10 protein-coding genes are annotated in these 21,824 nt (G+C 38.2%); all 10 read right to left on the reverse strand.

What is annotated here, in order from left to right; all coding sequences use genetic code 11:
- On the reverse strand, nt 1-293 hold a 293-nt coding region (locus IR022_RS05725), incomplete at its 3' end, for a galactokinase family protein (protein WP_317174050.1).
- Between the two features lie 61 nt (nt 294-354).
- Nucleotides 355-2,583, reverse strand: coding sequence for a glycosyl hydrolase family 95 catalytic domain-containing protein (locus IR022_RS05730; RefSeq protein WP_194202975.1), 2,229 nt, complete (start codon nt 2,581-2,583; stop codon nt 355-357).
- A gap of 134 nt (nt 2,584-2,717) precedes the next feature.
- On the reverse strand, nt 2,718-5,126 hold the full coding sequence (locus tag IR022_RS05735; RefSeq protein WP_194202976.1) for a glycosyl hydrolase family 95 catalytic domain-containing protein: 2,409 nt from the start codon (nt 5,124-5,126) through the stop codon (nt 2,718-2,720).
- Between the two features lie 100 nt (nt 5,127-5,226).
- Nucleotides 5,227-7,218, reverse strand: coding sequence for an alpha-galactosidase (locus IR022_RS05740; protein ID WP_194202977.1), 1,992 nt, complete (start codon nt 7,216-7,218; stop codon nt 5,227-5,229).
- A 108-nt stretch (nt 7,219-7,326) separates the two neighbouring features.
- On the reverse strand, nt 7,327-9,621 hold the full coding sequence (locus tag IR022_RS05745) for a GH92 family glycosyl hydrolase (protein WP_194202978.1): 2,295 nt from the start codon (nt 9,619-9,621) through the stop codon (nt 7,327-7,329).
- A 12-nt stretch (nt 9,622-9,633) separates the two neighbouring features.
- On the reverse strand, nt 9,634-12,216 hold the full coding sequence (locus IR022_RS05750; RefSeq protein WP_194202979.1) for a beta-mannosidase: 2,583 nt from the start codon (nt 12,214-12,216) through the stop codon (nt 9,634-9,636).
- Between the two features lie 90 nt (nt 12,217-12,306).
- On the reverse strand, nt 12,307-14,511 hold the full coding sequence (locus IR022_RS05755) for an alpha-galactosidase (protein ID WP_194202980.1): 2,205 nt from the start codon (nt 14,509-14,511) through the stop codon (nt 12,307-12,309).
- Nucleotides 14,512-14,639: 128 nt separating this feature from the next.
- Nucleotides 14,640-17,024 carry a hypothetical protein gene (locus IR022_RS05760; RefSeq protein ID WP_194202981.1) on the reverse strand — a complete coding sequence of 795 codons (2,385 nt, stop codon included), beginning with the start codon at nt 17,022-17,024 and terminating at the stop codon, nt 14,640-14,642.
- A 12-nt stretch (nt 17,025-17,036) separates the two neighbouring features.
- Nucleotides 17,037-18,665, reverse strand: a complete 1,629-nt coding sequence (locus tag IR022_RS05765; RefSeq protein ID WP_194202982.1) for a RagB/SusD family nutrient uptake outer membrane protein — start codon at nt 18,663-18,665, stop codon at nt 17,037-17,039.
- A gap of 33 nt (nt 18,666-18,698) precedes the next feature.
- The gene (locus IR022_RS05770; protein WP_082204113.1) at nt 18,699-21,764 is read right to left on the reverse strand and encodes a SusC/RagA family TonB-linked outer membrane protein; all 3,066 of its coding nucleotides are present in this window, start codon (nt 21,762-21,764) and stop codon (nt 18,699-18,701) included.
- Nucleotides 21,765-21,824: the final 60 nt, after the last annotated feature.

Below are 21,824 nucleotides of genomic sequence, written 5' to 3' on the forward strand. Positions count from 1 at the left end.
ATCATTTCAAGGCATACTCCGAAGATGTATTTTGCCCATTGTTTGATGGGTACGTCGTCTAGTTGGAATTCGTCCATTTCTTCGAGGTCTAAAGCGTATGCTTTTATGGTGTCTGTTGTTCCGTTTGGTTTGATCATGCAGTACATGGCTTTGTCGATGGCGCCGGGTAGTACGAATCCGCCGTTATAGTCGGTATGTTCGCCGATCAGGTTGATACGTCCGGGAGCAGTGTAAAGTGCGCCGCCTTCCCCAAAGAGTGACTGGAATTTGTTCTTTATTCGTTGTAAATCCATTTTGTTTTTTCTTATGTTGAGTTGTTATATTAAAAAGGCATAGAATTATCTAAAACCTTAATTAAGATGCCTTTATCTGATAGCTAGTTTTAGGTTTAGTATTTATGATTGTAATGTAATATCCTTTATCATCTTTTTGAGAACTAACTTCCTGCCCCGTAACCTTTATCGGAGTACTGGTTCTTAGTTTACAAATACCACCTTGATTAGATTTGATATTTGCCATCTCAATTCGATTGTTTTTCCATTTAATATCTACTTCAAAACCTCCTCTTGCTCTAAGACCTTTAACTTCACCTTGTGGCCATTTGTCGGGTAAAGCAGGTAACAAATGCACTTCTCCTAAATGGCTTTGTAGTAATAATTCTGACATACTGGCTGTCACACCTAGATTCCCATCAATTTGGAAAGGTGGGTGTGCACACAACAAATTCTCATAAACACCGCCCTTAGCCATATAATCTGTACCCGTATCGCTAGTTAATTCCAACGAACTGTTTAGCAGTTTAAATGCTCTGTTCCCGTCAAGCATTCGTGCCCAAAAGGCTATTTTCCAAACACGGCTCCAACCTGTTCCGCTATCACCTCTTGCATCCAAAGTTTTTCGGGCTGCATTAGCATATTTGTCGGTATAAATAGGCGAAATTGCTTTTCCAGGATATAAAGCAAACAAATGTGAGATATGCCTGTGCTTGTTTTCCGGATCGTCATCCGTATACTTCCATTCTCGTAATTGTCCCCAACTTCCAATATTGAGACCATGATCCATTTTAGATAATTTCCCTTCTAGTTCGCTTGTTAAAGAAGAATCGGTTTCTAATATTTTGGCTGCTTGAATGGTATTACTAAATAAGTCTGCAACTATTTGTTGTGCATAAGCTACTCCATTTTCCCATGGACCCTGCTCGGGTGACCACTCGTTCACAGCTAGTAACTGTCCATTATCATCAAAAAATAAGCGGTCTAACCAAAATTCGGAAGCTGATTTCATAACGGGATAAGCCACGTTTTTCAAATATTCTTTGTCAGGATTGTATAGGTATTTGTCCCATAAATGCAAGCAGTACCAACCATTTGCAGGTCGATTCCAGTTCCAATCCGAATATCCGAAAATATTATTCTGAGTTCTCATAGCCCATCCTCTGGCTTCTAGCTCAGATGCCATATTCTTCCACGAATCTTGTATAACAGCTTCGTTGTAGATATAATTGATAAATGGCATATGACATTCGGCAAGATTAGCAACTTCTGTTGCCCAGTAATTCATCTGAACATTGATGTTAGAATGTATATCCGATTCCCATGAAGGAGTATTGGTGTCATTCCAAACACCTTGTAAATTAGATGGTAAATCGAGCCCTTCTCTGGATGATGCTATGGCAAGATAGCGTCCATATTGAAAAAACAGTACATCCAAAGCAGGGTTATATTCCCCCATTGTATATTTTCTGATAAGTTCATTAGTTGGAATTGTAGGCTTAGTATTTCCAATGTTTAATGAAACGCGGCTGAAAAGTGACTGGTGATCTTTTATATGATTGCTTTTCAGTGTTTTATAGCCTTTCGAAATGGCTTTTTCCTTTGTTGACTTGATAGATTCTCTCCAATCTTTTTTTGTTAGATAGTTGTGGCTGGCAGGGTCATAATCAGTACCTCCTACCAATATAATAGTAGCATTGTTAGCATTGCTAACCTGAATTGAATTTCCATTTGCAGAAACCTCTCCGCCGTCGCTTACAACAGTTAATGATGCTTCGTATGACAATAGAGTTAATTTTCCATCAATGGATATAGAATTACCATTAACATTCATTTTTCCTTGATGAGAATCCTGTAAGTTGACTTTGAAATTTACCTTTCCTTTTTTGTTTGCTGAAAAGTGCATAACAATAGCATTGTCAGGATAACTGGCAAAATATTCCCGTGAATATTGTACCCCGGCTGATTTGTAATTTACATGAGCAATTGCATCATCAATACTCAGGTCACGTCTATAGTTGCTATAATTCGCATGATTATCAAACTCTATATATACATCTCCAAAGTTTTGGTATGCACCTCTTTCGGTCTTACTGCCCGTCCATAAAGTTTTATCGTTGAATTGGATATGTTCTTTCTCGACAGTTCCATATATCATAGCTCCGAGACGACCGTTCCCTAGAGGTAGTGCCGAAGTCATCCAGTTAAGTGCCGGTTTGTCGTACCAGAGTTTAAGCTCGGGTTGTTTCTGTGATATCACAGATGAAAATGGGAGAAGTATCGCAATAAAAGCGATAAGTAATTTTTTCATAATACATGTTTTTAGTAAGGTTGTAAACCTATTTATTGCTTTGACAAATATGCATATAACTGATAGTATTTAATCCCTCTCTTTCTGAGTCTTTTATAAGTATACCTGCCAAAGTCATAAATAGTTCTGAAACCTTATTTTAATTCTATAAAATCATTTGCACTCAATGTAACTTCAACAAATCCATTTGCATCAGGAGTTAAATTGAAGGCTTTTCCATTCTTAGAGAATTGTGCTTTTTTAGTTCTTTGTGGAACTTTTAATTTGAAAGTATTTGCACTTATGGCTTTAAGTTTAGCTTCTGTCACTTCACCATTTGCCCATTTTAGGTCTACTTCTGCACCTCCTTGAGTGTGTAACCCTTTGAAGGAACCGGTATTCCATTCTTTAGGTAAGGCTGGAAGAAACTGAATATATCCTTCGTGACTTTGTAACAACATTTCGGCAATACCTGCTCCACCTGCCTCGTTTCCATCAAAAATAAATATATCGTATGGTGCTCCTGCTATGCCTTCAGGTGATATGGTAAGCAAATTTTCTCTGGAGAAATTACGTTCTAATAATACTACACTTTCGTAAGCTTTTTCGGCATCTAGTAAGCGTGCATAGTTGCTAATCATATTTGCTCGGCTCCACTCTACATCTTCCCAACCTTCTGCGGCAAGTCTCAATTCCATTGTCTTACGAGCGGCTTCTGCCAAAACAGGAGTTTTAACTGGCGATATTTGAGAGAATGGATATAATGCTAATAGATGTGAGGTGTGGCGGTGGTTGGGTTGAGCTTCATCAAAGTCTTCGAACCACTCTTGTACTCCTCCATTCTTTCCGATTTTGAGAGGAGGAAGTTTTGCTAATGCATTTTTTAGGCTATCACGAAACTCTTTATCAACTCCTAGTATTTCGGATATTTCGATACACGAAGTTAATGCTTCGAAAGCTAAAACTCTATCGGCGGTAGGCATCATAGATAACGACAATTCTTCACCTTTGTATATGAATGAGTTTTCGGGAGAGGTGCTTGGTCCCGTCATCAGGTATCCATTATTGGGATTTACGACCATATAATCCAACAAAAACTCTGCATTGCTTTTCAATATAGGATAAGCTTTGTCTTTGAGGAAATCTTTATCTAATGTATAATTATAATGTGTCCATAGATGCGAAGCAATCCATGCACTAGCCATAGGAAATAATCCCCAGTTGGGTCCCGCTCCCGGAGAAGTATAGCCCCATACATTAGCTACGGTATGTGCTGTCCATCCACGTGCACCGTATACGTTTTTAGCTGTTCTTTGACCTTCAATAGAGAGGTCTTTGATATAATTGAACAATGGTTTATTACATTCGGCTAGATTTCCGATATTAGATAACCAATAGTTTTGTTGAGTATTAATATCTAAGTGATAGTCGTTAGTCCATCCCATGTTACAAGCCAGATTATCGTTCCAGATTCCTTGTAGATTGGCGGGAAGAGGAGAGTTCTCTCGCGATGCAGCAATCAGTAGATAGCGTGCATAGTTGAAGAATAAAGCATCAAGACCGACATCGTTTGCTCCGTCTTTTACCTTTTTCCATCTTATATCTGTAGGGAGAATATCGGTTTCGCTGTTTCCTAAAAACAGATCAACTCTTTTGTAAAGATTTGAATAATCTTCAATATGATTTTGCTTAACTTTATCATAGTTTTGAGCCAGAACATTATCGACTGTTTTTACGCAATCTTCTTTGTATCTGGGATTACTGTAATCTGTTCTTACATCAAAAGCGATTACAATAGACGTTGCATCTGTTATCTCGATTTTTCCATCTTTAGTTGTAACTTTTCCATCTTTGATGGTTACTCCTACTTTTCCGAGAAAGTTAACGCCTCCCGGTCCTTGTTTGGGAAAAGAAACTTGTCCAGAAAATTCGAGACCATTATTCGTTGTCCGCATCTCAGATTCACGCAAGAGATCAAAGGATAGATTTAAGTTTAGAGCTTTTGCTTTACTTGCCGATAATTTAATAATTAAAGCTTCATCTGGATTACTACAAAAATATTCTCTGGTATATTTTACATTTCCAACCTTGAATGTAACGGTGTTGATTGCATTTTCCAGATTTAATTCTCTTTTGTAATCAGATATATTTCCTTGAGGGTATTTGAAGTTTATTTTCATGTCGCCTAAAGGCACATGTGAGCCAAAAGAATGGGGTGTTCCTGATAGATATTCTGATGCTATTCTATTACCTTTCGAATAATCTCCTGCAAAAAAGAGTTGTCTGATATCATTTAGTATATCTTTTCCGCAGAGACGTTCCTGAAATTTGTCACGTTCTCCCGACCACATAGTTACCTCGTTGAGGGCAACTGTTTCGGTTTCGACTCCTCCATAAACCATTGCTCCTATACGACCATTACCCAAAGGACTCGATTCCATCCACACCTTAGCTGGTTGTTTGTACCATAGCCTATGGCGATTGTTATTGGGCGATGCAGATACCTGTACATTCATGAATATCAATAGTAGGAGTGTAAGTGCTAATCCTTTTATCTTTTTCATAATTTTGTTTATTGTATTTTGTTTGGTAGGGGCAGACCTGTGAGTCTGCCCTCAATGTATATGGGCAAACTTATGTGTTCGCCCATATGGTAGTGGTATACTATTTGTTGATCTTAAATAGTTTTACATCTTTGGCAGGAACGGTTAATGGAGTTTTCATATCCACATTTGCTCCGCTCCAAAGTTCTTTTGCTGTATATTCTTTTGCAGCGTCCAGTCCTATTCTTTCAAGTGGAACTTTAACCGTAGCGTCTTCTTCCTGATAATTGAAGATTACATAATACATATTTCCTTTATCATCGGTATGTATAAATTGATTCTCCGATTTAGTACCGTTTCCTTCAACGGGACGGAAAGAGCGACCTTGTGCAATTGTATTTACATCTGCATTGGTCAGGAATTTTTTGGCTCTTTCTTTTGCATCTGTTGGACCAGCTTTGCTGAAATCGTCACCTGCAATATATAATCCTGTGATAGCTGCCGAAGTTATACGTGCTCTGTTTTCTCCCTCGGTAGCATCTCTCAATACAATATGATCGGCATCGTTAAATTGGTAAATATTATCAATCCACCAACCATATGAAACGGCATTCATAGTATATTCGGTATCTTTTATTTTGTTCCACGCATCACAAGCTATACGACGCGATTGTGCGTATTGTGCAGGAAAAATAGGTGAAATTGACAGGTTAATAAACATATCTCCGAAATATTTATCGAGTAATTGCATACCATAATTATAGGCTTGTATACCTGTCTGAATTTCAGGTTTGTACCATTTGTCTCCTTCCATTGCTCCGTGAGTCATAAAGTCCATCTTCACATATTCGAAACCGCAACGGCGAAACAATTCTGATGTTATTTTCATCTTTTGTTCAATCGCAGGATGAGTAGGATCTACTGCATAAGCCCCGTCAAATTCCTGAGGTTTTCCATTGGCATACACGTATATATCTTTGTATTTATATTCGGGTACATCGTCTACTGCACGGTCAGGATTTTTACCCCAATCGGTAAATGGAGTCCAATAAATACCTGCTACTTGCCCGTTTGCTTTACATTTGGCTACGAACGATTTTAGTTCGTCTTCGGTGAAACTGTTCCAACCCGAATCGAGACCAATATATACTGTATTGTCAGGATTGATAAAATGATTGTTTTGCAGGTTTTCTTTAAAGAAGTCCGACACTTCCAATGCTTTTTGGTAAGTAAGATTGAATTGTAATGCTCCCCAACTGTTCCATCCGAAAGGCATTGCTTTATCCCATGCTCTGCGAGGTGTAATTATTGCATTTGCTTTTCCGTACTCTTCCATTCCGTTTCTCCAATCGGCGAAATCTCCGATAAGTACTTTTGGCGATTTGATTGTTTTAGCTGATAATGTTCCGTGAGGTTTTGAATCACGAGTCAGTGAATCAGCAATACCTCCGTAGCATACCAAAGAACCGATATTGCTGTCATCGCCTTTAGTCATATCGATAGCTGTTTTCCAGTTATCGTGTTCTACAGAGCCAATCACGATACCATTACGTGTATTGTTATTGAAAACAGTAGCTACTTCGTAACTTCTCAGCTTATCGAAAGTTAATGGATGAGACTGGAATCTAACCCAAGCATCGTTATCAAAAGGAATAAATAACGCTCTGTTATCACCTTTCTCTAAAACGGGAAGCATTTTTTCTACGTTTATTGGAGCCATATAGTTAGACGAAACATTGCTGTCTCCCGATAAAGTGAAATCGGTTAGAATGTAGTCTCTGTTCGTATATACGTAAAATGATTGTACTAAAGTCGGAAGTTCTTTACTTGTGTATGTAATGCTGAGAACGGTTCCTTTTCCGAACTGATCGGATAGGGCATTCTGTTCAACTTTCGAACTTGTGTATTCTTTAGCAGTAATAAGCTTATCGCCTAACTTGTAAGATGGATAAACGTTTTTGAAAAGGGCTTTTCCTTCTTTCTCGATGTTTATTGTTTTGCTTTCATCATTATAACTTATTTTCCATTTGCCTTGTTTCAATTCCGAATTGTTACTACACGATAATAGTAATATGGATAACGTAAATAATAAGAACGGTTTTAGTATTCTCATAATGTTTTCAGGTATTTTATTTATGTATTATTTTTTTATTTAATGTTTTGCTGTAGGGCAGACCTATGTGTCTGTCCTCTGTGGGTGAACACATCGGTTCACCCCTACTTAGATTCCATCGGGAGGTATATTCTGAGGTTTGCTTCCCCACTTAGAAGGTTTACTTCCCATCTTGAATTCCAGACTTCCGCCATTCACAATATCATTGTATGTAATGTACGTCTGGTCGTATTTCTTTCCGTTTAAGGTAGCCGATTGTATGTAAATATCCTTTGGAGACTGTTTTTTAGCTACGATCTTAAATGCTTTTCCTGATGCTAAATCAATAGTGGCACTTTCTACATGGGGTGTTCCTATTACAAAAACTCCATTAACAGGGTTCACAGGATAAAAACCGATTGCACTTAAAACATACCATGCCGACATTTCGCCACAGTCATCATTTCCGGCATATCCTGCCGAAGTATTATTGTATAATTCGGTGAGAATTTTCGATACATAGTATTGAGTCTTCCAAGGCTGACATGCATAATTGTATAAATAAGCTACGTGATGACTTGGCTCATTACCATGTGCATATTGCCCAATAAATCCCGAAGCATTGTCGTTCAGCTCCCCACTTTGATGTTCTAAGGTAAAGAAGTCATCCAGCTTTTTGGTGAAAGCCTCATTCCCTCCTACCATTTTCACAAGGGTACTTACATCGTGCGGAACATACCAGAAATATTGCCATGCGTTACCTTCCGTAAATGGATAACCTCCGTTTGCTCCATACTTAAACGGATCGAAAGGTTCTATCCAATCGCCTTTATCGTTTTTTGACTGAAAAAATCCCGATTGGCTATTGTAGAGGTTCTTATAAAATAGCGATCGTTTGGTGAAGTGTTTATAATCATCCTCTTTGCCTAGTTTCTTTGCTAATTGGGCTACACACCAATCGTCATAAGCAATTTCCAAAGTAATAGACACCGATTGAGTTTGTAAATTCTCAGGCATATAACCATACTTTTCCCAAATATCGAACGGTGAGTTCAGGTGAGGAGTCATAGATGAGGTTTTAATAGCCTCGTAAGCTCTTTCAACATCAAAACCTTTTAGTCCCTTTAATGCAGCATCTACAATAACAGGAATAGAATGGTTACCAATCATACAATAGTTTTCTTGCCCCCATAATTGCCAGATAGGCAGGTAGCCGTACGAATCGTATTGCCTCAACATACTATTGACAAAATCGGAGGTTCTTTCGGGTTGAAGCAATGTGTATAAAGGATGTGCAGCACGATAGGTGTCCCACAACGAGAATGTAGAATATTGCTTTCCGCCTTTTTCTGAAAGAGACTGTTTTGTATAATCAATATCGGTATATTCACCATTTACATCCGACATCGTGTTAGGCTGTACGGAAACATGATACAATGAAGTATAGAATATCTCCTTCTGTAAATCGGTTCCCTCTATTTTTATTTTGCTTAATTCCTTTTCCCAAACGTTATCAGCATCGGTTACTATTTTATCAAAATTCCAGTCTGAAATTTCGGTATCGAGATTCAGCTTTGCATTTTGAGAACTTACTGAAGATAATCCCACTTTAATAAGTAACGGGTTATTGTCTTTATTCTCGAAATCAAAAATAGCTCTGATGTCACTACCATTCAGTACCCAATTATTTGGATAAGTAGTATTTCCATCCACCATTTTATTAGCTACGATAGGCTTTGAGAATCTGGCGTAAAAATATACTTTTCTTAGTTTTGCCCAACCTGTTATAAGTCGGTATCCCTCTATTGTATATTGATCGACTATCTTGATTTGAGAATTAATAATACGTGTAGACCAACTATTTTTATTGAGTGAATGGTTTAAATCTAAAATTACTCTCGACTGCTGATCTTTCGGAAAAGTATAACGGTGAAAACCTGCATGAGTAGTTGCAGTCAATTCAGCATTGATATTGTAACGGGATAAATTCACCTGATAATATCCGGGATGAGCTTTCTCGTTATCGTGTGAAAAAGTCGATTGCCATCCCTCCATCGAATCGGTGGTTGCATCTTTGTTTATGGCAATATCTCCTGTTACGGGCATAAGCAGGACATCGAAAAACTCGGCAACACCTGTTCCGCTTAAATGTGTGTGGCTGAACCCGAAGATATTTTTATCATTGTAATCGTATCCTGATGCTTGTGCCCAATCGGGCGCATTTCGGGTATCGGGGCTTAGCTGAATCATACCGAAAGGAACTGTAGCCCCCGGGTAATTATTTCCCGAGAGGCTTGCTGCTACAGCTCCTGTACCAATAAAAGGATTGACATACGATGTTAACTTTGATTTAGGACGATCTTGGCTATTTAAGATTCCTAACGGAACCATTAACATCGTAGCCAGTATTAATAAATATTTCATATTTGTCTTTAATTAATAACCATCACTTAATGAAACCACTTTCAGTTGGTCTTCAAAGTCTTTCTGAGAAAGCGAAGATTTCACCTTTATAGCTGCTGATTGTTTAGGCAACAGGTCGAAGTAATTATTTTCGAAGAAGTTATCTATTCCCTCAATTGACATAAAAACGGCTCGGGCAAATTTGTCCGATTGGAGTTTTACTTCATATCCATCAGTAATTGCTTTTATGTTTTTAGTGATTGTTGTTTTAGGGAAGTTGATATTCTTTTGTTGTAACAAGAAGTAATTGTTAGTATATACTTTACCTGTATTATCGGTCAGTTGAGTGTGTACCACAACATCGCTTTTGGGTGTTCCTTTGAGAAGTTTATCAATTTCGGTTGTAAATACATTTTTACTGGTGTTGGCTGCTATTTCTACAGAGATTTTCTTCTCATCTACTACAGTTCCATCCAGTTTGATGACTTTTACTAAAAGTGTTCCTTTAGAGTCATCTAACCTGTCGGAAATAATATAGATATCCAGTTTGTTATCTTTCGAGATAGGAGAAACCAATACATCTTTATAGGCCTCACGAGCAAAATAATGCTGAGCTTTCCAACGACCATAATAGTCACGACTCGACCATGATGCTACAGGCCAGCAATCGTTATGTTGCCAGAATAAAGTTCCCATACAATAAGGCATATCACGGCGGTGTGCTTCCATCGCAATTTTGATAGCATCCCCTTGTAAAACCTGATTCATATAAAGGAACGATTCAAAATCTTTAGGTTTCTGGTATTCATTCAATAAGTACTCTTCGATTAGATTATTTGCATAAGCTCCTGCACGTTGGTGTTCCATCATAACCTCAGACGTAATTGCCCAGTCTTTAGGATGAGGAGCATATTTTTTCACTGATTCGAATTCAGGGAATGATTGAAAACCATATTCACTAAAAAAGCGGCTTCTCTCCACATTATATTTAGCAATGGGTTTACGTCCGTGCCATACATCCCAATAGTGGCGGTCGCCGTTTTTGTCGTCACAACCTTGGCCAGGAAGTCCGTAAGGAGACGATGGCCAATAGAATGTTTCAGGATCGTATTGCTCTATCATTTCGGGCAATAGCTTGTGAAACAAATCGACATATTGCTTCCACATTACACGAGCATATTCAGGATTTTGTTTTGTGAACTCCTCTTTACGTCCCCATCCGAACCACCCGTCATAGGCTTCGTTATTGCCGCACCAGATTGAAATAGAGGGATGATTACGAAGGCGTTTGATATTGTCGATTGCTTCGTGTTTTATATTTTCTAACAATGCACCTTCGGAAGGATACATACTACATGCAAACATAAAATCTTGCCAAACCATGATTCCATATTTATCGCATAGATCATAGAAAATATCGTTCTCATATGTACCTCCACCCCAAACACGTAACATATTCATGTTGGCATCTACAGCATCTAGTATCGTTTTTTCGTATATATCTTTGGTGACACGAGGAAGGAAGTTATCCGAAGGAATGTAGTTTGCTCCTTTGGCAAATACAGGTACTCCATTCAGTTCGAAATAAAGAGTAGAGCCGTCTTTATCGGGCTTGTTTATAACCTTAATTGAGCGTATTCCTGTTTTGGTGTCTTTGGTGTCTATTGTTTTAGCATCAACTGTAACATCAGTTTGAAATTCATACAGATGAGCTTCACCTAGTCCATTACTCCACCAAAGTTTAGGATTATTGATGGTGAAATTTACCGTTACATTGTTGCTTCCTTTTGTGAGGTCGGCAGTTGTTGTTCCGTAAACTGTTCCGCTTGTTTTATCGGTTACCGTAACTTTGGCATTTTTTATGTCACTATCGGCTAATATCTCAGTATTTACAGCTATGACGGCTTTTTGCTTATTTACTTCTTTTTGTTGGAAGAAAACATCTTCGATACGTAAATCGTTCCATGCTTCAATAAAAACAGGTCGCCATATTCCCGAAGTAACTAAACGAGGCCCCCAATCCCAACCGTAATGATAACCGGCTTTACGGGCAAAGATACTCACAGTTTTGTCAAATATACCTCCTTGCTGAGATTGGTCGGGCCCCGTTGGATAATGATAGGGTAGGGCATCCCATTTAGGAATATCTACTTTGATGGGCGAAAGAAAGAACACTTCTAATTTGTTGTCCTTTGCTTTAACCTTATCCTTTATATCTATTTTCCATTCACGGAACATGTTGTCGCCTTCAAGTATTCTTTCTCCATTCAGATAAACATGCACATAAGTGTCGAGTCCTTTGAAATAGAGACGTATGTTTTTTTTGTTGAACATTTCGTCACTCATATCGAAATGAGTTTCGTACATCCAGTCTTCTTTGTCTACCCATTGTACACTTCTTTCGTTGAGCCTGAAAAAAGGATCTTCGATAATCTCATTTGCTATAAGGTCGGTATGCACTGTTCCTGGAACTGTGGCAGGATACCAATTGTTGAGGCGATGCTGTTTGAATCGCCAGTTGGAGTTCAGTTCTGTTATGATGGGGGCAGTTTGTAACTGCCCCGACCATAATGCAACCAATATAATAATACAAAGTTTTACTAGATTGTTTTTCATGTTATCTGTTTTTGATATAGGGTATCATCCTTTTTTTTCAGTGAGCTAAGATATTTTGACATACTTAGCAAAGCAGTAATAAGGTTGATCTTATTGCTCACTTATCAGCAATACTGTACTATCAAACGGATTACCTATATTTAAAATGATTCCGGCTTTCATCAGATAATCACCACTGAAAACCTCTCCATTTCCAGAGAATGACGAGTGATCGGAAGTCATATTCAATTCGGTAATCTTATAATTCTTATTCGGATCTAAACCATTTAATTTAGTTTCGAAGAATGTAGTACGTCCATGATATTTGAGACTATATGCAAAGAATACTGATTGTTTTTTGTCTTTAGATACATACATATGAGATGCCCACGAATTGCCATCGTAAGGAGAAATCAAACGATACAAATCTCCGAAGTGGATAATGGGTCTTACTTGTTTGTAGCTTTCAATTGCTTTTTTAGCAAACTCATATTCGTCGCCTGTAATATCTTTCGGTTGAAGTTCCATACCTAAACGTCCTGACATAGCAACATCGAAACGGAATTTCAGAGGAATCATCATACCCGTTTGATGGTTAGGACTTGTAGATACATGAGAAGCAGTAGCTATAGATGGGAAGAACAGGTTTGTTCCGTACTGAATATAGATACGATCCAGCGCATTTGTATTGTCGCTAGCCCAAAATTCGTCATGGTATTTTAAAGCACCAAACTCAACACGACCTCCACCCGAAGAGCACAATTGTATTTCGATATTTGGATATTTAGCTCTGATTCTTTCATATACATTGTATAATCCTTTTACGTATTCGTACCAGAAATGAGTTTGTTCGTCTTTCGATAAGTATTCCGAACCTACATTATCCACATGTCTGTTAGCATCCCATTTAATATAGCTAATGTTTGGAGACATAGAGACTACTTCGTCAAATGTATTATATACAAAATCTTGTACTTTAGGATTACTTAAATCCAATAACCATTGGTTACGCATAGGCAGAATATCGCGTTTGCCGCTTTTTACAATCCATTCGGGATGCTTGTGTGCCAATTCACTATCAGGATTTACCATTTCAGGTTCTATCCATATACCGAATTTTATACCTTTGCTTACTGCATAGTCTGCCAAATAATTGATACCCCTAGGTATTTTGGTTTTGTTTACTTGCCAGTCCCCAAGTCCTGCATTGTCGCCATTACGAGGATATTTATTGCCAAACCATCCATCATCCAGAACAAACATTTCTACACCGAATTTTGCAGCGTCATCAATCATGTTGGTAATTGTTGCCTCATCAAAATTGAAATAGGCACCCTCCCAACTATTCAATATAATTGGACGTGCAATATCGCCGTGTGCAAGTGCATATTTACGAGACCAATCGTGGTAGTTTCTTGAAATTTGACCTTTACCATTGGCACTATATGCTAATATCATTTCGGGTGTTTTGAATTCTTCTTGAGGTTTTAGAGTATGAGTTGCAGCAAAAGGATTCAATCCGCTAATAATATTAAGAGTTCCTGTTTCATCTAATTCGAAAGACAGTTTATAATTGCCCGACCATGCTAATGATCCAGCATACACCTCACCGAAATCTTCATAAGAAGGACCATTTACTGATAGAAGGAAAGATGGATTTTCGGCTTGAGTAGCTCTTACTCCTTTTTTCGATTCTATTACTTTTACACCATGTGTAAGTCTTTCTTCTTCCATTTGCATTTCTGCTGCCCAAGTTCCGTGAAAATGCGTCAGGTAATACGATTCTGCATGAAGTGGAATATATGACGATGCTATATTTTCTACTTTTATATTGCCTTTTTCTTTGTGAGATATAGTTACCGATTGGCTTATGATATTTTCTTTGGCATAGGTAACAAAATGAATATCTACAAAGATGGGATATAACTTATCTTTAAGACTGATAACAGTTTCTGTTCTGTTTGCATCTAAAACTTTTTTCTTAGAGCCTGTATATACCAGTTCGGTGGTTAAAACTCCATCGGTATGTGTCAGCTTTAGTGCAGGATTCAGATAGTAGCGTCCTCCGTAAGCAGGATACAGCTGTGGAGCAAAATCTTGATCCGTATCGGGTTGTCCTTTGAATCTCTTATTGAGGAATGATGAAGCGTCATTTATCTTTTCGCCCCAATACATAAAGATAACCTTATCGTTGGCTGTTGCACTGAAAACCATAGACTGATCGTTAGTTGATACCTCTATGATTTCCTTTTTCTGACTAAACACATTAGCCGATACTAAGAAGAGTAAAAAAGCAGTTATTAATGAAATCTTCATAATAAGTATTATAAAATAGTTAATGATTTATAGGGGGTGAATAGTATCCACCCTCTACGGTATCTATCTATAAGGCAAATTATTATTTGACCTACAAGTTACAGAAAAGCAATAAATAGTTGGAGGTTTTATTTGATAAACCTATCTTGAAGTTTCTCGCCATCTATGGTTTCAACCAAAACGATATATACACCGGTTGGAAAGGAGTTAACGGCAAACTGATAATCGGTTTCGTTGTCAACTCTTCTCTTGGTTATAATTCTGCCGTCAACAGATAATATCTGTATGTTTTTCATGGCTTTCTCACTCTTGAGGTATAACTTCGAGTTGTTTTCTACATAGCTGGTCAACGATTTTTTCACCTGGTTTTGCCCTATTCCGCTAGGATTTCCACTTCCTTTCTTGATACGATAAACAGAAACATCCTGAGGTGCTACAGTATAAGCTAATTTCTCTCCATTTGCTTGAGAAACGGTACCCGACCATAGCTCTTTTATTTCATTTATTCCATCAGATGATATTCCTAGTCTTGATAATTCGATGTCTCCTTTTTTTATCTGAGAAGCATCAAAATTGAAGGCTACAAAATAGAGATAAGCATCTGTTTCTAGCATATATAAAGTTTCAGCCTTACCTGGGGCAGCGGCTGTATATCCTTCTACTGGATAAAACGATTTGCCCATACGAGCTATATCGTTTATGTCTTTATTGGTAACAAATGCTTTATTTTTTACTCTAGCATTATAATTGCCTTGATGGCTACCTTTCAGGCTAAGATTATCTCCTAACATATATATGCCGGTAATAACTGCCGAGGTTACACGGGCTCTGTTAGAACCATCTTTGTAGTCATTAGCTTCATCGGGATTATAAAGCAGAATGTGATCGGCATCATTGAAAGGATATACTCTATCGAGCCACCAACCGAAAGAAAGGCTATTAAGCATATAGCCCGTCGTTCCGTATTCACCTTCGGTCATCGCCCCCCATGTATCGCAACTTATACGTTTAGATGTTCCGTATTGTGCAGGGAAAGTAGGTGCAATAGACAGGGCTAGAAACATATCGTCGCCGCATGCATCGGAAAGATATTTCATACCTTCATTGTAAGCCTGTACTCCCGTTGTTACTTTGGGGTTGTAAAACGAATCGGCTTCGAGGATACCACTGTTTATGAAATCGAGTTTGATGTAAGTGAAACCAAAAGACTTAAACTTCTTTACATAAAAATCAATCAGAATCTTTGTTCCCGGATGGGTTGGGTCTAAAGCCCATGATTCGATTTTACGAGGACGACCATCTGCATACAGATATATGTCTTTGTATTGATATTCTCCACTTGTTCCTTCTACATAACGCTCTCCGTTTCCTCCCCATTCAGAGAAAGGCCCCCAGTATATTCCTGCTTTTTGTCCGTTAGCTTTGCAGTGTTCTACAAAAAGACGGAGCTCGTTTTCTGTGAAATTTTCGTTCCACCACGAGTCTAATCCTATATAGACTGTATTGTCATTCTCAAAATTGTTTGGTTGTAACTGAGTTTTGATGAAGTTCGAAACATCATTTACTCCCTCCGGATTTACATATTGAACCATTCCTGCCCAACTATTCCAACCAAAAGGTGTTCCTCCATCCCATTTGCGGGGAGGTGCTATCAAAGCATTTGCTTCTCCAAATTGTTCCATACCTCTACGCCAGTCGTCAAACAGTCCGATAAGTATTTTAGGCGACTTAAGGTCTTTTCCTTTTATACTACCGTGTTCTTTCGAAGGTTTGTTTACATCGGAACTTATATCTCTAGTTAATTCATGAGTAATACCTCCATAACATTCGAGTTTAGTTATAGACTTGTTGTCCTTTCCTGTATATTTTATACCTGTTTTCCAAGTATCATGCTCTACTGATCCTATTACTAACCCTTTGCGGTTTCTTCCATTGAATATCGATGTTACTTCAAAAGATACATCTGATAGAGTTAAAGGTGACGACAAATAATGTACAAAGCCATCATTATCGAAGGGCACACGTAGTGCTCTGTTACTGTTGTCAGCAGGTAAAAAAGTATTCTCTGCTGTTGTATATACAGGAGCTATATAATTACTAGATGTTTCGGTATCAGAAATAATTCGTGCTTCGGTTAGAAAGTAATCACGACCACTGTAAAAATAAAATATCTGAAGCAATGATGGTTTCCCTGCAAGACCTGAGTAACTTAGGGTATATTTTTCGCCAGATCCGAAAACATCTGAAACCGTTTCTTTTGATAATGTGACATCAGAGTATTCGAAACTATTAATAGTATCATTTCCAGCTTTGGCTTTTACATATACATCTGTAAGCACGTTGTTTCCGTCACGAACAAAATTTACTTTTCGGGTATCACCTTTGTAGGCAATTTTCCACTTTCCATAACTAATATCTTTATTTTCGGAGGCAGGAGAAGCCCATGCCGAAAGGCATAGGCAACTCGTGCAAATAAATAATATCAGACTTTTCTTTATATGATTAGCCATCATGTCTTATTTGTTTTAGTTTGTGGTATATCCGGGGTTTTGATCACTTTCTGTCAAGTCTGGATTTTGTCTTAACTCATCCAATGGAATAGGCCAAAGAAGCTTATATTCTTGTATTGTTTTGGGTGCGCCTAACTCTTTGGTATCGCCAAAGCTGTTAGTGAAAGTGCCTCCAACAAGCCATCTGTTTCTCTTTTCGGCATATTGTTTTACAAGACCGGTTCTAAGTAAGTCAAACTTACGCCATCCTTCAAAACACAGTTCCCGCATACGCTCGTCCATTAGTTTAGTGATGAATTCTTCTTTACCCATTCCTGTAGACCATGCTTTGTCAGCAGGTAGAGTTCCTCCGAATGCACGTTTACGAACGACATTGTTGATCAAGTTGATTCCTTCCGCTTGTTTGCCTGTCATATAAAGACATTCTGCATAGCAAAGTACCACATCTGCAAAGCGAACGAAGGGTATACTCTTACCACTGTGGTATGTGCTTAAACCTTTGTCTACGGTACGAGGGTCTTCATATTTCTTGATGTGAGGCTCAAGTTCGTCACCCCAAGCATATCCGTTCAAGTTAGGAGTGTACTTGCTCCATCTGAAATCGTAGCGTACACTTTCGTTTTTGCGTACATCTCCTTCTTCCCAAACACCACCTTCGGAGGTTGGTTTATAGCAATATTTAGATGGCATCATACCATCAAATCCGCTCCATGGAGCCATTGCTTCGCCTAAATCGGGAGTCATATTTGCAACAGCACGAGAACCTAGTTCCCATTGTGTTGCAGAATTGTTGGGTGAACCTACATTGTATTGAAATGCATAAACCATTTCTTTTCTATAATCTGCTGAACTTTCAGAGTAAGCATCAAATATAATAAGGAAGTTTGTAGCTCCTGTTCCTCCAAAATAGGGATTGTCTACTACTTTTTTGAAATGCTCTGCAGCCTTTGCGTAATCGCGATATCCTGAACTTTCGGGTGCATACAAGTATAGTTTTCCTAAAAAGGCTTGTGCTAAAGCTTTGCTTACACGCCCTGGATTTGCAACCTCACCCGGTTCTGGCAAGTATTTTTCTGCGATCAATAGGTCTTCTTCTATATTTGCGAAAACAACATTGAGTGGTTGACGAAATCCGCCAAAGTCTAGGTTATTATGATCGATAAGAGGTATCGGACCGAACAGCATAGCTAGTTCCCAATTGTTTTGAGCACGAAGAAAACAAGCTTCTCCTAATAATCTGTTTAATTCGTCGTTGCCTGAATCTTGGCGTTTTTTTAGATTGGCGATAGCAGGAGCTGCACGCGAAATTACTTCGTAACGATTTGTCCAGATGCCCCTGATTCTTCCGTTAGTACTATTCATCCCTTCCGAATATGTGTCGAGCCCGCGTCTGTCTATATCGTCGTATTGAAACCCTCCTACCACAGCTTCATCTGTTCCGAGGTAAGTGTCTACACGTCCTTTATGACCATTGCGCCACGAGTTATATAATCCTAATACATATGCATTAGTTGTATTTACATTAGAGAATATTTTGTCCTCCGATAGCTTTGATTCCGGATCTTGATCTAGAAAATCAGAACATGAGGTGGTGAATAAAGCTATGCCCACCATAAATATGGATAGTATCTTATTTATTTTCATATTGCTATTGTATTTTATGTATTAGAGGTATAGTTAGAAAGTTAGATTTAAGCCAAAAGTGAAACTTCTGGTCAATGGGTATCCTTGTCCCGACTCAGGATCATAACCTTTGTAAGGAGTTACAATAAACAGGTTGTTACCGGAGGCATTGACACTGAGGTGATCAAAAGCTTTACCAACTAATGTTTTAGGGAAGTTGTAGGTTAACGTCAAGGCTGCACAACGTAAGAATGAAGCATCCATAAGTCCGTAACTGGTGTTACCGTAGCCAAATCGACTTGTTCCGTCACCACGATACGCACGAGGAATACTTGTATTGGTGTTTTCAGGAGTCCAGCGTTTCAGCATTTCTTCATGGGCTGGTCCTATAGTGGCTGTACCATCCATTGTTCGCTCGTATACCCAGTCTGTTTTCTTGGCTCCATACGAATAAACAAATACTGCATCTAAAACAAGTTGTTTGTAATTAAGATTGGTTGAAAATCCGCCATAAAATTTAGGGTTACTGTTTCCTAGCACTTTCATGTCGTTTTCTGCTGTGATTTTTCCATCACCATCCAAATCTACCGGAAGTAAATCGCCTGGTCTAACTACCAAGTTGTTGTAAATAGATGTCCAACCGTTTACCATTGCCATATCCGACTCTTGAGCCAATCGGTCTACTTGGAATCCATAAATAGTATTTAGTGGTTTACCTACAAATAAGTTTCCATCGCGAGACATAGTATTACCACCATTCCAAAGTACATCTACACCTCCGTATAGTTTGGTTATTTTATTTTGGTCATGAGCAATATTACCGCTTACATTCCATTTGAAATCTTTTGATTTAACCAATAGTGCATTGAAACTGAATTCAACACCTTTGTTTTCTAATTCTGCAATATTCGCAATTTGGTAGCTGTATCCAAATGAAGGCCACATGCTCATTCTCATCAGCAGATCGCTGTTTTTCATGAAGAACATATCAGCAGACATAGAGATTCTGTCATTCCAAACTGTTGCATCTATACCAAAGTTCCATTGTTTTTGTTTTTCCCATTTGATGTTACTATTTCCAAATCTGCCATCCTCGGGTACAAAGCCTATTTCCCCATTACTATAATTAGGAGAGTATATAGTTAAGAATCCATATTCAGGTATGTTCTGATTTCCTAATACTCCATAACCTACTCTTAGTTTCAATAAATTCAACCAATCGGCATTCTCCATAAACGATTCTTCTGATATAGTCCATGCAGCCGATACGGATGGAAATGTTCCCCATTGATTTTCATTTGCAAATTTTGAGCTGCCATCGCGTCTTACGGTAGCAGTAAGTAGATATTTATATTCGTAAGAATAGTTGGCACGTGCAATTACAGATACAAGTGTATTGGTCTTGTAATCTGAGCCCATACTATTTCTTTCTTTATCTGCTGCCATTCCCATGTTTTTATAGCTAAGGGCATCAGTTGGATAGTTGTATCCCGTCATCTCGATGTTATTACTTCTGCTTTTTGAGATACTAGAACTTAGTAAACCGAATACACGATGTTTCTTAGCAAAAGTTTTTTCGTAGCTTACCGAGTTATCCCATTGGTAATATTTGGTCTGACCTCTCCATTGCCATCCTATTCCGTTATTGGTATCTCTGATCGACTGTCCGATATAACTAGGTGTATATTTGCTGTCTTGTTTATTATATATATCTGCCGAAAGGGTAGTACGTAGATATAGATTTTTGATTGGGTTTATCTCCATGTAGTTTGCAGTCAGTACACGATCATGTATTTCCTTACTGTCTATAGATTTTGTCAGGATTGGATTGTACATTCCCATTTGGGCAATTCCTTGATAGTACATATAAAGTCTATCTGTATCAATAGTTTGTAATCTGTTTCCTAATAGAGCCGTTTCATAAGCATTATCATCCAATCTATTTTTTGTACCTCTTGATACACTTGTGTTTGTACCTACTTTCAACCACGGTTTAACCTGAGTTTCGAAATTGATTCTACCATTAAATCTCTCGTAAGATGAGTTTTGAAGTATACCCTCGTTATTAGAGTAAGAGAATCCTAAGAAATAGGTAGAATTTTCGGAACCTCCCGAGAAGTTTAGAGAGTGATTTTGTTCTATACCTGTGCGGGTAAGCTCGTCAATCCAATCAGATGTGCGGTTGTTCATACCGTTTTCAAGTTCTTCAGGAGAGAATACTTTATCTGTACCAAATACGAAATCGTTAATGTATGCATTTCTATCTGCGTTTGGATTAGCGTCCATATATGCATTGGCATATGCATCTTTACGGACATTCATGGTCTCGAAAGCGTTCAGAGTTTTTAATCTGTTTTGGAATCTGCTTGTGGTTACAAAGCCACTGTAAGAAACTTTACCTTCTCCTTTTTGACCTCTTTTGGTAGTTATAACTACTACACCATTAGAAGCCTTAGATCCGTAAAGGGCTGTTGATGAGGCATCCTTCAATACTTCGATCGATGCAATTTCATCAGGGTTTATAAGTCTAAGACCTTCTTCTGCTACAATACCATCAATAACAAATACAGGGTTAGTGCCATATGATATGGAGTTTGTTCCACGAATTTTCATTGATATATCACTACCCGGAGCAGCGTTTGTTCGTGAGATATTAAGTCCCGGAACTTTACCTTGCATAGCCGTCGTTAAATCTGTTGTAGGTATTTCTTGTAGTTGTTCCTTAGTTATACCACCTACAGCACCTGTGAGGTCGCTTTTTTTCATTCGTGTACCTACTACGATTACGTCGTCAATGGCAAACGATAAAGGCTCTAGGCTAATATTACCTACACCATTAGTTGCTCTTATTTCTAAGGTTTTATAACCCAGATACGAAAATACCAAGGTTCCGTTTTGTGGTACTGATAAGGAGAATTTTCCATCCAGATCAGATATTGTTCCTATTGTGGTTCCTCTTACTGTAATAGAAACTCCAGGCAGAGTCTCCTTTGTGGAACTATCAATTATAACTCCATTTGCTGTGAAATTCTGAGCAAAAGCTGTGAGTGCTGACATAAAGAATAGCATACATAATAGTGCCATCTTTTGTTTAAAACAAATGCTTGTTTTCTTATTCATAAAATAGATGTTTAAGTTTTTTTATAGTATGGAATTAGTTAACAGTCGTTCCCAGATAAT

The sequence above is a fragment of the Dysgonomonas sp. GY617 genome (assembly GCF_015233815.1).
Classification (GTDB): domain Bacteria; phylum Bacteroidota; class Bacteroidia; order Bacteroidales; family Dysgonomonadaceae; genus Dysgonomonas_A.